The 13265-nt window shown below is 66.8% G+C and carries 12 protein-coding genes and 1 rRNA gene; 8 read left to right on the top strand and 5 right to left on the bottom strand.

All coding sequences use genetic code 11. The annotated features are described in order from the left end of the window. The first annotated feature begins 140 nt into the window (after positions 1–140). The 4 genes from BN976_RS14300 to BN976_RS14285 all read left to right on the top strand — a co-directional run bounded on the left by BN976_RS14300 (position 141) and on the right by BN976_RS14285 (position 5804). Positions 141–1235 (top strand): acyl-CoA dehydrogenase family protein, encoded by a 1095-nt coding sequence (locus tag BN976_RS14300; RefSeq protein WP_036371568.1) that lies wholly within the window; start codon positions 141–143, stop codon positions 1233–1235. A 1-nt stretch (position 1236) separates the two neighbouring features. Beyond that, positions 1237–2430: an acyl-CoA dehydrogenase family protein gene (locus BN976_RS14295; protein ID WP_036371567.1), complete on the top strand. Its 1194-nt coding sequence runs from the start codon at positions 1237–1239 to the stop codon at positions 2428–2430. Between the two features lie 5 nt (positions 2431–2435). Further along, positions 2436–4808: a CaiB/BaiF CoA-transferase family protein gene (locus BN976_RS14290; protein ID WP_036371565.1), complete on the top strand. Its 2373-nt coding sequence runs from the start codon at positions 2436–2438 to the stop codon at positions 4806–4808. 63 nt (positions 4809–4871) lie between these two features. Next, complete coding sequence (locus BN976_RS14285; protein WP_036371564.1) at positions 4872–5804, top strand: LysR family transcriptional regulator; 933 nt, start codon at positions 4872–4874, stop codon at positions 5802–5804. 8 nt (positions 5805–5812) lie between these two features. Here the strand turns inward: BN976_RS14285 and BN976_RS14280 are convergent, their stop codons facing one another. The 4 genes from BN976_RS14280 to BN976_RS14265 all read right to left on the bottom strand — a co-directional run bounded on the left by BN976_RS14280 (position 5813) and on the right by BN976_RS14265 (position 9682). After that, positions 5813–6451 carry a carboxymuconolactone decarboxylase family protein gene (locus BN976_RS14280; RefSeq protein WP_036371563.1) on the bottom strand — a complete coding sequence of 213 codons (639 nt, stop codon included), beginning with the start codon at positions 6449–6451 and terminating at the stop codon, positions 5813–5815. 65 nt (positions 6452–6516) lie between these two features. Continuing rightward, complete coding sequence (locus BN976_RS14275) at positions 6517–7797, bottom strand: cytochrome P450 (RefSeq protein WP_036371562.1); 1281 nt, start codon at positions 7795–7797, stop codon at positions 6517–6519. Further along, positions 7794–8258: a hypothetical protein gene (locus BN976_RS14270; protein ID WP_011781473.1), complete on the bottom strand. Its 465-nt coding sequence runs from the start codon at positions 8256–8258 to the stop codon at positions 7794–7796. The genes BN976_RS14275 and BN976_RS14270 overlap by 4 nt, the downstream gene beginning before the upstream one ends. A 14-nt stretch (positions 8259–8272) precedes the next feature. Next, complete coding sequence (locus tag BN976_RS14265) at positions 8273–9682, bottom strand: aromatic ring-hydroxylating oxygenase subunit alpha (protein WP_036371560.1); 1410 nt, start codon at positions 9680–9682, stop codon at positions 8273–8275. A 198-nt stretch (positions 9683–9880) separates the two neighbouring features. Here BN976_RS14265 and BN976_RS14260 point away from each other — a divergent pair, with 198 nt between their 5' ends. The 4 genes from BN976_RS14260 to BN976_RS14245 all read left to right on the top strand — a co-directional run bounded on the left by BN976_RS14260 (position 9881) and on the right by BN976_RS14245 (position 13066). Continuing rightward, the gene (locus tag BN976_RS14260; protein WP_051558434.1) at positions 9881–10387 is read left to right on the top strand and encodes a hypothetical protein; all 507 of its coding nucleotides are present in this window, start codon (positions 9881–9883) and stop codon (positions 10385–10387) included. A gap of 4 nt (positions 10388–10391) precedes the next feature. Continuing rightward, the gene (locus tag BN976_RS14255) at positions 10392–10991 is read left to right on the top strand and encodes a TetR/AcrR family transcriptional regulator (RefSeq protein ID WP_036371558.1); all 600 of its coding nucleotides are present in this window, start codon (positions 10392–10394) and stop codon (positions 10989–10991) included. An 84-nt stretch (positions 10992–11075) separates the two neighbouring features. Further along, entirely contained in the window at positions 11076–12563 is a 1488-nt protein-coding gene (locus BN976_RS14250) for a DNA-3-methyladenine glycosylase 2 family protein (RefSeq protein ID WP_011781477.1), read from the top strand. Continuing rightward, positions 12563–13066, top strand: a complete 504-nt coding sequence (locus BN976_RS14245; protein WP_011781478.1) for a methylated-DNA--[protein]-cysteine S-methyltransferase — start codon at positions 12563–12565, stop codon at positions 13064–13066. Before BN976_RS14250 ends, BN976_RS14245 begins: the two co-directional genes overlap by 1 nt. Before the next feature lie 66 nt (positions 13067–13132). Here the strand turns inward: BN976_RS14245 and rrf are convergent. Next, positions 13133–13246, bottom strand: a 5S ribosomal RNA gene (gene rrf / locus BN976_RS14240). Positions 13247–13265: the final 19 nt, after the last annotated feature.

The raw sequence follows: 13265 nt of genomic DNA, 5'->3' as shown, positions 1-13265 counted from the left end.
ACCGGTACGTGCGCGGTTGGGAAACCTGTCCGCCCGGCAGCATGTCGCAACCGGAAATCCACTGGTGTCGCGATTCGTGATTTACAGGGGCGCCTTCTGCACCAAGCATGGTGGGGGCAAGCCAGGAGAGGCGGTTGAAGATGACGATCAGTGTGGCCGAACGCGCGGAACTGCGCACCGCGGTCGGCGAGTTGCTGGCCGACAAGTGCACCGAATCCGACGTGCGGCGGGTGATGACCTCCGACGAGGGCTTCGACCGCGACCTGTGGCGGCAACTGGCGAACCAGGGCGTGCTCGGCATGCTCGTCGACGGCGAGTACGGCGGGCTGGGTTTCGGCGCCCTCGAGCTCGAAGCCGTGGCCGAGGAGACCGGAACGGCTGTTCTCCCGGCGCCGTTCATCTCCAGCGCCGTGCTGACCGTCGCACTGATCAACGCCGCAGGCTCCGACGAGGACAAGCAGCGGCTGCTGCCCGCCCTCGCCGACGGAACGGCCATCGGCACCGTGGCACTGACCGGGAAATCCGGTTCGTGGACCCCGGAAGGTGTCGACGTGCAGGCAGCCGCGGACGGCACCCTGACCGGTTCGGCGCACTACGTGGCCTGGGGTCAGGTCGCCGATGTGGTGCTGGTGGTCGCCCGAACCGACCACGGCTTCGGGGTGTTCGAGGTCTCCGTCGGGGCCGACGGCTTCGAGCGTTCCGCGGCAACGGTTTTCGACCCGACCGTGCGGCTGTCGACCTTCAGCTTCGCCGGCACACCGGCCCGCCGACTCGGCACCGCAGGCTGGGACGCCGTCAAAGAGGCCCTCGACCACGCCGTCATCGCCTCGGCCGGTGAGCAGGTGGGCGGCGCGCGCCGGATCTTCGACATGACCGTCGATTACCTCAAGACCCGCATCCAGTTCGGCCGCCAGATCGGCAGCTTCCAGGCACTCAAGCACATGGCCGCCGACCTCCTCATCGAGGTCGAGAACGCCACCTCGGCCGCCCAACATGCCGCGAGCGAGAAGGCCGGCAACAGCGAAAACGCCGACGGCGCAGTGGCGTTGGCTGGCTTCGCCTGCGCGGAGGCGTACGAGACCATCGCCATGAACGCCATTCAGATGCACGGCGGCATCGGCTTCACCTGGGAGCATCCGGCACACATCTTCCTGCGCCGCGCGCGCACCGGCCTGCACCTGTTCGGCGGCCCCCGCCTGCACCGCGAACGCTACCTCGTCTCGAAAGGTGCCTGACATGACCACCCCTTCACTGCCCAGCGCCGACGAACTGCGCGCCGAGGTCCGAGACTGGCTGCGCGACAACTGGACTCCGCTGCCCAAGAACACCGATCCGTGGGCATCCTCGCCGGAGCGGATCGCCTGGCTGGAGAAGGTGCTCGACGCCGGTTACGCGGTGCCGACGTACCCGGCCGAGTGGTTCGGCCGCGGTTACCCCAACAAGCTGGCCAACGTCATCGGTCAGGAGTTCGCGGCGATCAAGGCGCCGGGGTCACGGCAGGACAAGTACAACATCCCGGCCAACACCGTGCTCGCCCTCGGCACCGGAAAGCTGCGCGAAGATCTGTTGCGCGACTTCCTGGTCGAACGGGCCCGCACCTGCCTGCTGTACAGCGAGCCCGGCGCCGGTTCGGACCTGGCCAGTGTGCGCACCACCGCGGTGCGGCAGGGCGATCACTGGGTGGTCAACGGCCAGAAGGTGTGGACCTCGGGCGCGCAGACCGCCGACTACGCACTGCTGTTGGCACGGACCGACTGGGACGTGCCCAAGCACAAGGGTCTGAGCCTGTTCATCATGCCGATGAAGCAGGCGGGCATCGAGGTGCGGCCCCTGGTGCAGATCACCGGTGAGTCGCATTTCAACGAGGTGTTCATCAGCGACGCCACGGTGTCCGACGACTACCTGCTCGGCGGTGAGGGCAACGGCTGGCGCGCACTGCAGACGGCACTGGCCTACGAACGCTCGATCATGGGCGACAGCGGCCGCGGGTCACGAAACCGCAAGGCCGACAGCCTGATCGACCTCGCCCGCGAACACGGCGTCCTCGACGACTCGGCGGTGCGACACCAGCTGGCGTCGGTGCTTGCCATGCGGGAACTCAACAGGCTCAACAACGCCCGCGCGAAAGCCTCGACCACGCAAGGCACGTCGAGTTCGATCATGTCGCTGGGCAAGCTCGCGATGTCGCGAATCCTGCACACCGAGGCGGCGATGAAGACCCAGATCATCGGCGCCGAAGCGCTGCTCGCCGGTCCGGACAACCCGGTGGCCGACGACGTCAACTTCCTGGCGCTCAACGCGTTCTTCACCTCGATCGGCGGCGGCACCGACCAGATCCAGCGCAACATCATCGGCGAACGCGTGCTCGGGCTGCCGAAGGAGCCCGAGGCCGACCGCGATATCCCGTTCCGCCAGGCCCGTCGGAGCTGACCGCCATGTCCTCTCCGGCTGCTGACGGCTCCGCCTACGATCCGCCTCTCGCGGGCGTCCAGATCCTGGACCTGTCCTCGGGCCCGATGACGGCCGTCGGCCGCCTGTTCGCCGATCTGGGCGCCCACGTCACGGCGTTGCACCTGCGCGGCGTCACCGGTGACGAACCGGTCGGCCCGCATGTCGACTCGGTGGCCGTCGGATCGGCGATCAACCGCCACGGCATGGACATCGTCGAGATCGACCCGGGGACCCCGACCGGACGCCAACGGTTCGCCGAACTGGTGGCCGGGGCCGACATCCTGATCGAGAACACCAGGCCCGGGTCGCCGGCCGAGACGGCGCTGTCGATCCGCGAGATCCGTGACCAGCATCCGGCGCTGGTGATCCTGTCCATCAGTGATTTCGGCCGTGACACCGACTACCGCAACTGGCAGGCCAGCGGGCCGGTCTTCCACGCCCTGACAAGCGAACTTTCCCGTTCGGGCATTCCCGGCCGGGAGCCCCTGATCCCGCCGGCGGACCTGCCCTACCAGGTGGCCGCCGCACAGGCCGCGGTGATGACGCTCAGCCTGTTCCTGGACCGGTTGCGCACCGGCGAGGGTGATCTGATCGATTTCTCCGTCCTCGACGGCGCGATGCAGACCCTCGACCCGCCGTTCGGGACGGCGGGCAGCGCGTCGGCCGGGGTCGCCGTCAGCGCCCAGCAGCGTGACTGGAACGCCGAGCGGCAGCGGTACCCGATCATTCCGTGCAAGGACGGACACGTCCGCATCTGCATTCTGTCGAGACGGCAGTGGCACGGCATGTTCGCGCTGATGGGCAGCCCCGAGGAGTTCGCCGACCCGTCCTACGACAAGCTGGGCAAGCGCTTCCGGTCCCCGCACCTACTCGAGGCGATCGAGCGGTTCTGCGCCGACAAGACGCGCGCCGAATTGGAGGCCGCGGGCCAGGCTCACGGTGTGCCGACGGCCGCCCTGCTCACCCTGGCGGAGGCGCTCAACGCCGACCACTTCACCGCGCGCGGTTTCTTCCGCGACGTGGAGCTCGCACCCGGCGTGGTGGCACCGGTCCCGGTGGGGGTCAGTGAGGTCGACGGTCACCGGGCAAGCGCTCTGCAGTCGGCCGCCCGTTCGTCGGAGATCGACCGGCTCGACACCGCCCCGCTGCTGGCGAACCGGCGGCGCGCCGGTCAGGGTCTGCCGTTGGAGGGCATCCGCGTCCTCGACCTCGGTGTCATCGTGGTGGGTGCCGACACCGCACGCCTGTTCGGCGACCTGGGCGCCGATGTCGTCAAGATCGAGCACTCTGCGCATCCGGATGGTCTGCGTGTCGGCAAGCTGACGTCGATGACGCAACCGTTCGCCGCCGGGCACCGCAACAAGCGCTCGATCGGTATCGATCTGCGGTCGGACGAAGGCAGGCGCCTGGCCCATCGCCTGGTCGAGCAGAGCGACGTGGTGCTGACGAACTTCAAGCCGGGCGTGGCGGACGCGCTGGGCATGGACTACGCGACGCTGCGACAGGTCAACCCGAACATCGTCGTGGTCGACAGTTCGGCGTTCGGCCCAACCGGCCCGTGGGCCAAGCGGCTCGGCTACGGACCGCTGGTGCGTGCCGCCGTGGGCTTCACCGACCTGTGGGTCTACCCGGGTGAGGCCGAAACCTACTGCGACACCGTCACCGTCTACCCCGACCATGTGGCGGCGCGGATCGGCGCACTTGCGGCGATGGCGCTGCTGTTGCGCCGTGAGCGCACCGGCGCCGGCGGGTCCGCGAGCATCTCGCAGGCCGAGGTCATGCTCAGTCACCTCGCCGCCGACATCGCCGCCGATGCGCTGCTGCGGAGCGGGCACACCCACACCGGTGCCTCGCGCCCGGATGCCCCGTGGGGGCTGTTCCCGGCACAGGGTGACGACCGCTGGGTGGCCATCACCGTGCGTGACGATGCCGACCGGCGCGCGCTGGGTGAGGTGGTCGGGTTCACCGGGGCGGACCGGCAACTGTTCGACGACGCGGTGCGGGCGTGGACGACGCAACGCTCCCACCTCGAGGCGATGGAGCAACTGCAGGCCGCAGGCGTACCCGCGGGTGCGGTGCTGCACGCAGACGAGATCCCCGGCTGGGGCTACTACGAGCAGCGCCGCGCGTTCCGGGAGGAGTTGCACCCGTACGGGTCCGCTCCGTTCATGATGGAGAACGTGCAGATCCACTGCGATCACGTCGCCGACCCGCCGCTGGGCCAGGCGCCGCTGCTGGGTGAGCAGACCGTGGAGATCGCTGCCGAACTTCTCGGCCTCGATCCCGCCCAGATCGACGATCTGCACCGGCGTGGGGTGCTGGAGACCCCCGAGGTGGAGACCGCCACCCAGTCCTGAGTCGATCTCGTAGCATCACCCTGTATCGGGTGGGCACGGCCACCACGTTCGGATGCGGCAGGTATGGACATCGACTTCACCAGGCTCAGGTACTTCGTCGCCGTCGCAGACGAACTGCACTTCAAGCGTGCGGCCGACAAGTTGATGATCACGCCGCCGCCGCTGAGCAAGCAGATCAAACTGCTGGAGAAGGAGCTCGGCGGACCGCTGTTCGAGCGCGGCTACCACGACGTCCGGCTCACTCCGCTCGGGCAGCGTTTGGTGGGTCCGGCACGGGAGATCCTGAGGCAGGTCGAGGAATTCAAGGCTGTGGCAACGCAGGCGGTGCGCGGGTTGGCGCCGGTCCGGGTGAGCGCGACCGCCTATGCGCCGTCAGATCTGCTCGGTGAGCTCGAGGCCGCGATCGCAAGCCTGCCGGTCCCGACTGAGTTCAGTGTGCCGGGGTCGGCCGCCGAGGTCACCGCCAAGCTCATCGCCGGGCAGGCCGAACTGGGTCTGATCCATCTGCCCGCCGACGACAAACGGCTCCGGTACAAGGTTGTGGCCAGCTACCAGGGCGGTATCGCGGTCCGCTTCGACGACCCGTTGGCCGCCAAGGACCTGGTGTCCATCGAGGAACTGCGCGACCGCGAGGTGGCCATCGACGTCGCGCGACCCAACCCGGTGGTGCTGGCAGGTCTCACGCGTGGCCTCAATCGCAAGGGCGTCCACCGCATCGTCCGGACCACCAACCAGCGTGGCGGGGAGGTCGAGATGGCGACGCAGGTGTTCAACCGACATCTGGTCGCGGTGGTCAGCTATGCCCCCGACTCCTTCATCGGCAAGATCTTCTCGCCGCCGGAGTTCAAGCTGATTCCGTTGGACGAAAGCACCTGGGCACCAGCCGAAATCGCGTTGGCGTGGGTGCCGGAGCGGGTGCAGGCGCGGCTCACCGAGGTCGAGTTGATGGTCGAACAGATCGCCGACCGACTGGGGCCCGTGCACCGGGGAGCCTGACCAGGGATTCAGTGCGTGCCACCCCCGGGCGGTACGCCCGCCGGGGGTTCGGGTAGCGATGCGCTACCGGCGGGCGGCGGGAGGCGCCAGGTGTCGAAGGCCATCGCCAACATGGCGTAGGTGCCGACGACAAATATCAGTTCCATCGCTTGGTGGGTTCCGAGTTCGTCGGTGAGCCGGTGCCACGTGGCGGGCTCGGCGTGGCCGTCATGCAGAAGTTCATCGGTGGCGTCGAGTACCAACCGGTCGGCCCCGGTGAAGGCCTCGTTGCCCTCGGCGAGGCGAGCAATGTCCGCCTCGGGCACACCGCCTTCGGTGGCGACCTTCGTGTGCTCACCCCAGAAGAATGCGGAACGGCGGGTATGCGCGATCCGCAGGATCGCCAATTCCCGCAGCCGCAAGGGCAATTCGCCGCGCTGCAGCAGCCAGCCGTTGAAGGTCAGGAACCGCCGAGCCATCTTCGGGTGGCGGGCGAGCAGGCCGATGATGTCGAATTTGAGCGGGTCGGCGGCATGACCGGAGCCGGCCCGGGGCACCTTTTCTCCCGGCAGTCCCAGTAGCGCGCCGAACGCGGCGTACTCGTCATCGCCCCATTCGGCGGCGGTCAGCGGTGCCAGGAGCGACTCGGCGCCGTCGGTGGAATTCATGTGCTGCGTCCTCCGTTGACGGGGATGACTTGGCCGGGGTTCAAACGGCATTGCTTCGGCGACCTCTACGAGAACTCGATGTGCAGGCGGGTCAGCCCGCGCAGGATGAACGTCGGCAGGTACTTGTAGCGCCTGGCACCGACCGGCCCGTGCTTGTCCTCGTCGATCCAGATGTCCGAAGTTCGGTCCAACAACCGGTTGATGCTCACCTTGGCTTCCGCGCGCGCGAGTGGGGCGCCGGGGCAGCTGTGCGCGCCGCGACCGAAGGCGATGTGTTGCCTGGCATTCGGCCGTTGCAGATCAAAGGTGTCGGGATCGGTGAACCTGCGGGGGTCCCGGTTGGCGGCTGCGTTGTTCAGCATCACCGTGGTCCCTGCCGGCAACTCGACACCGCCGACGGACACCGGCACCTTGGAAAGCCGGAAGTCGCCGCGGATCGGGCTCTCGAACCGCAGCGCCTCCTCGACGAAGCCGGGGATCAGGCTGCGGTCGGCACGCAGCTTCGCCTGCAGCGCAGGGTCTTCGGCGATCATCATCACCGCCGTGCTGAGCAGGCGGACGGTGGTTTCCTGCCCTGCCGCGAAGAGATTGGCCGCCACACACACGACATCGATCACCGGCGGGGTCCGGCCGTCCGGGAAGAGTGCCGAGGCCAGGCCGGTCAGCACGTCGTCGCGGGGGTTCTCCCGGCGATCGGTGATGTAGTCGGTGAACTTGCCGTACAGGTACTCCAGCGGCGAGTGATGCATCGCGTCGCCGCCGCTGGAGCCGATGGTGCCGGTGGAGGTGAGGAGCTGGTCCTTGAAGTCGTTGTGGTCGGACTCCGGCACCCCGAGCAGGTCGGCGATCACGAGCATCGCGAACGGGTTGCCGAATTCGCCGACGAATTCACAACGCCCACCGGCGAGCGCCTCGTCGTACTGGCGGTCCGCCAGCCGCCACATGAACTCCTCGTTCTCCTTGAGGCGTTTCGGCGTGATCATCCGCGACAGCAGGGCCCGATGATCGGTGTGCAGCGGCGGATCCAGGGTCGGCAGCTGATCGTTGAAGGGCAGCTTGTCGCGGTGTTCGGCGATCAGTCCCGACACGTCGTCACCTACGAGGGGAACCGGGAACCCGGGGAACGGTCCGGTGACCGCCGTACACGAGGAGAAGCGCGCGTTGTCGTTGTAGACAGCGACGGCTTCCTCGTAGCCGGTGATCATCACGACGTCGTGGTGGCGCTCGCGACGCACCGGGCACTCGTTGCGCATCGCCGCCAGGTACCCGTACGGATCGTGCAGCACGGTGTTGTCGGTGAAGAAGTCGACCTCGTCGATGTCGGTCGGTGTAAGTTGCTCCGTCACTGAGCATCCCCGGCGTTCTGAAAGTTCGGCAGCGCGGCCGGGTCGGGAAGCTGCATCTGGAGGTAGACGGCGATGTACCGAATCTTGTTGTCCGCGTCGAATTCATACACCGAGGCGCTGTTGACGACACTGCTGAAGTCACCGATTCGACTGCGCTCCTCCAGTTCGAGGAAGACGACATCTCCCGCCTCACTGATGCGCTTGAACGAGCATTCCCAGTCCGAGGATGTGGCCCAGGCGGTGAGGAACTCGGTGTATTCGGCCCAGTTCTGCACCTCTTTGAACGGGCCGATCCGGACGAAGTCGTCGATCGCGACCAATTCGCCCAGCGGCGCCCAGCTGTGCACCGAGAATCCCGGCTCCTTGGCGCTTTTCACCAGACGGCTCATTGTCTGGCTGTACTCCAGCACCGCGCGCGACCGCCCGGTGGCCTCACCGATGACATCGTCGATCGTGGTCATGCCGCCCTCGATGCTCAATCTCTACTCTCTTTCAATGATGAAGTTGACCGTGCTGTGTCAGCGGTTACCGAGTCAGCCAGGTGGCGGTCCACCACCGAGTGGTAGTGCGCGATGACGACTTCCTCCTTGACCAGCGACATGTGGTCGAGTCGGTCGTTGCGCAGACCCTTCTGCTGACGCGGCATCTGCTCGTAGTCCTGCTGGAGCGCCTCGAAGTACTTGTAGCTGCCCGGGGTGTCCACCACGAGCGCCTCGGCCCGGACGGCGTCGCGGAAGTCCTGGGGCACATACATGTAGCTGGCCACATGCCAGATGCACCGGTTCGGATCGCCGTCGGGATGCGGTACGGACATGATGACGTGGCATTCACCGGCACGCACGGTCATGAAGTAGTTGGGGAACAGCACCCAGCCCTGGTTGTCGACCATCTGATCGTCGGTCAGACGGCTGACGTCGAGCCCCATACCGGTCAGCACCTCGCGGGTCGCCTGCTGCAGCAGCGCGCGGGCGGTGACGCCGTCGGGGAACGCCACGTTCCCGTCGCTGTCCTGGTACGGCGCGATCAGCTCCTGGAAGCGCGGAATCACCGCGACCGTGCCGGGAAAGGTCTCGGGCAGAGCCAGGATCCCTGCGACCTGATCCTGCACGCCGGCGCCGACCACCTCGAAGGGAGCCATTGCGACGCTGTGGTTTTCGAAGAACCGATACCGCGCAGTCTTCGGATTGATGTGCAGCACCTGCAACAACTGGGGATGGATCCCGTTGATGTGGTAGCCCTCTTCGAAGGCATCCATGACAACTTTCCAGTTGCACTCGATGGCCTCGGTGACGTCCATGACAGTGGTGAACTGTTCGATGTTGTAGGGCTCCAGCAGACTGACCACGTCCTCGCCGAGGTACTCACGCAGCGGTGCGGCGTCAACATCCGGGTTGACGAAGATGAAGCCGGCGAAAGTGTCGACCGACACCTGGAGTAGCGAGTTCTGGGTCTTGTCGATCGGTCCGGCCAGGTTTTCCCGCAGCAGGCCCTTCAACTTCCCCTCGAGGTCGTAGGACCAGAGGTGGTACTGGCACAGGAAACCCCGCTTGGCGTTGCCCGTGTCGGTCGTGCACAGCGCGTTACCGCGGTGCCGGCACGCGTTGACGAAACCGCGCAACACATCGTCCTTTCCGCGGACGATGATGAATGACTGGTCGAGGATTTCGTACTTCTTCCAGTCGCCGGGTTTGGGCAGGTCCTCGACGCGACCTGCGATCTGCCAGGTGCGCATCCAGATCGATCCCCGCTCGCGCGCAGCGTAATCCGGGCAGGTGTACCGGTCCGTGGAGATGGTCATGTTGAACGTTCCGGGTTGGACGTCGTCCAGACCAAGGCCGAGACCTGAAGCAGGATCGAGCCACTCTCCGGGGCGGGTTGCTGGCATCAAGGGAGTCCTCCTCTGTCGGCGTCGGTCACGTTGCTGAGGCGTCCTTCGGACGAGGACCTGCCGGCTCACGCTGTTGCGATGCCGCGGGCCGCGAGCCTCAGTTGTGACAGGACTCACCATATACACACGTGTATGTTAGATACAACCATGTATACGTGGTGGCATCACCCACTCGGGTCACGGGGAGGAGCGATCGTGGGCTATCGAGTCGACGTGATCACCGACAGCGTCTCGGAGGCCGTTCGTCATGCCGGCGGCCTGATGTTCGACCGCAGCCGTGCCGGGTGGGACGTCGTCGTACTCACCGACGACCCCGACAACTCACGAGCCCTGGCCATCCTGGGTGCCCGCACCCAGGGCCCCGGGCAACTCGATGACCGGTTTCACCGGCGGGAGCGAGAAACTCGTACCGTGGTTACAGCGATCGGTGGCTTCGGAGCGGAGGGGACATCGGCAGCCGTCCCGGGACTCGAGCCTCACGCCCAGCTGCTGCTGTGGGGCCAACAGGTCGATGATGAGCTTGCGCGCGTACTACAGCCGGTGAGGCACAGACTCGGCGCGGCCGCGCTGTCATTCAAGACGCACGCGCTGCACGCCATCGGCGTGGCCACCACCGTCGAAGAATGTGAGCATTTCTGGGCGGACCCCACCCACGGCGCCGATCGGACCGCCGCCCGATCACCGACCGCGATGGGAGGATGAGCCCGTGGCTGAACGCTGGACCAAAGAGCGCCGTACCGAGCACACCCGGCAGATCCTGCTGGACGCCGCCGAGGAAGTGTTCGCCCGCAAGGGCTTGACCGGTGCCGCGCTCGAAGAGATCGCCGAGGCGGCAGGGTTCACACGCGGTGCCATCTACTCCCAGTTCGGCGCGAAGGAAAAGCTGTTCCTTGCGGTCGTGGACCGCCAGCGCCAGCGGTTTCTCGACGGCTTCGCCGAGGTGATGATGTCCTTCCATCGCCTCAGCGACGTCGATATCGACGAGCTGGCCGAGCGGTGGCGCCAGTTGAGCAGCGGGCCCGACCGGGCGGCCCTGGGCCACGAGCTGACGCTGTATCTGCTGCGCAACCCGGAGGCGCGGGAAAGCGTGGCCGGCCAGCGACGCGAGACGGTCCGCGCCCTGGGCGAATTCATCAGCAAGAACGTCGCGCGGATCGGCGGCACCTTGACCATCGAGGCCGAGACACTGGCCCGGGTGGTCCTGGCCGCCAACGACGGGATCACCCTCAACAGCCACCTCGACGGCGAGAACCTCTACCGCCCCTATCTGCAGCTGGTCATATCCAGCGTCCAGACCCCGCCCTAGCACGTTCGGCCGGCGGTCCTGCGCCTCGACGACGATGTCGTTTTTCCGCCAGTTCTGTCGGTTCCGGCGTGTAATTGTCGAGGCATGCACACCGACTTCGACCGCTGCTATCGGGCGGTCCAGTCCAAGGACGCCCGCTTCGACGGGTGGTTCGTCACCGCTGTGCTCACCACCAGGATCTATTGCCGGCCCAGCTGCCCGGTCCGGCCACCGTATGCGCGCAACATGCGGTTCTATCCCACGGCGGCCGCGGCGCAGCGGGCCGGCTTCCGCGCGTGCAAGCGGTGCCGGCCGGACGCCTCACCCGGATCCCCCGAATGGAACGTGCGCGGAGATGTGGTTGCCCGCGCCATGCGCCTGATCACCGACGGAACCGTCGACCGGGAGGGCGTCACCGGTCTCGCGGCACGGGTCGGATACACGGTGCGGCAGCTGGAACGCCTGATGCAGGCGGAAGTGGGGGCCACCCCACTGGCGCTGGCGCGCGCACAGCGGACGCAGATGGCGCGGACACTCATCGAAACCACCGAAATGCCGTTCAGCGATGTGGCATTCGCAGCGGGATTCTCCAGCATCCGGCAGTTCAACGAGACCATACGTACCGTGTGCGCGCTGACACCGAGCATGCTGCGCACCCGGGCTCGGGCACGGTTCGGGCGAGACCACACCGCAGGCGCCGGCGTTATGTCGCTGCGACTTCCTGTGCGTGCCCCCTTCGCGTTTGAAGGTCTGTTCGGACACCTGGCCGCAAGCGCGGTACCCGGCGTCGAGGAGGTGCGCGACGGCGCCTACCGCAGGACGCTGCGCCTTCCGCGCGGAAACGGCATCGTCAGCCTGACACCGCACCCTGACCATGTGCGCTGCCACCTGGTGGTCGACGACTTCCGCGACCTCGCTGCGGCGATCGCGCGATGCCGGCGCCTGCTCGACCTCGATGCCGACCCGGAGGCGGTCGTGGACGCGCTCAGTGCTGACGACCGGTTGGCCGCTCTGGTCGCCAAGGCTCCGGGCCAGCGGATCCCCCGCTGCGTTGACGAACACGAACTCGCGTTGCGGGTGGTGCTCGGCCAGCAGGTGTCGATGGCCGCCGCGCGTACGCACGCCGGGCGCGTCGCAGCGGCGTACGGTCAGAGCGTCGACGATCCCGAAGGACAGTTGACCCACGTGTTCCCTTCCGTGGCAGAGCTTTCCGAGATCGATCCTCGTCATCTGGCCTTCCCGAAGGCGCGGCAACGCTCTCTGGGTGCACTCGTCACGGCGCTGGCCGAAGGCACCGTGGTCCTCGACCCGGGGTGCGACTGGAACGCCGCCCGCGAGCGGCTGCTGGCGCTGCCGGGCATCGGGCCGTGGTCGGCCGAGATGATCGCCATGCGCGGGCTCGGAGATCCCGATGCGTTCCCGGTCACCGACCTGGGCGTGATCACGGCGGCCGAACAGACCGGGTTACCCACCGCGCCGCGACTGCTGGCCGACCACAGCGACAGGTGGCGGCCCTGGCGCTCCTACGCGACTCAACACCTTTGGACCGCACTCGACCACAGCGTGAACCAGTGGCCCCCGAGGGAGAAATGATGGACAACATGCGATACCGGACGATGGACAGCCCGGTCGGGCTGCTGACGCTCGCCGGCAGCACAGGACGGTTGCAGCATCTTCGGATGGTCGACCAGACGTACGAGCCCGACCGCGCCGGCTGGGAGAAAGACGACAGCGCATTCCCCGAAGCGGTCATGCAGCTGCAGGAATACTTCCGTGGGGAGCGTCGAGAATTCGATCTCGACCTCGAGCTGGCCGGAACCGCGTTCCAACGCCGGGTGTGGGAAGCCCTGCTGACCATCCCGTACGGCGAGACGCGGTCCTACGGTCAGATCGCTCAGCAGATCGACGCCCCCGGCGCCTTTCGTGCGGTCGGGTTGGCCAACGGTCACAACCCGATCGGCATCGTCGTGCCATGCCATCGGGTCATCGGCGCCAACGGGAGTTTGACGGGTTACGGCGGCGGATTGGACCGAAAGAAAATGTTGCTGGGAATGGAGCGAAAAAACTCGCCGACTATTCCTACGCTATTCGACTGAATTGCCGGAAACGCACAAATGCCTGTGCCCCCCAATAGAATTGGGGGGCACAGGACTTTAATTTGTGTTCGGCGGTGTCCTACTTTTCCACCCGTGTGGGTAGTATCATCGGCGCTGGCAGGCTTAGCTTCCGGGTTCGGGATGGGACCGGGCGTTTCCCTGCCGCTATGGACCGCCGTAACTCTATTCACTTGTTTCA

This window comes from Mycolicibacterium austroafricanum (assembly GCF_000612725.1).
GTDB classification, from domain to species: domain Bacteria; phylum Actinomycetota; class Actinomycetes; order Mycobacteriales; family Mycobacteriaceae; genus Mycobacterium; species Mycobacterium austroafricanum.
This window is presented reverse-complemented; position numbering and strand designations above follow the sequence as displayed.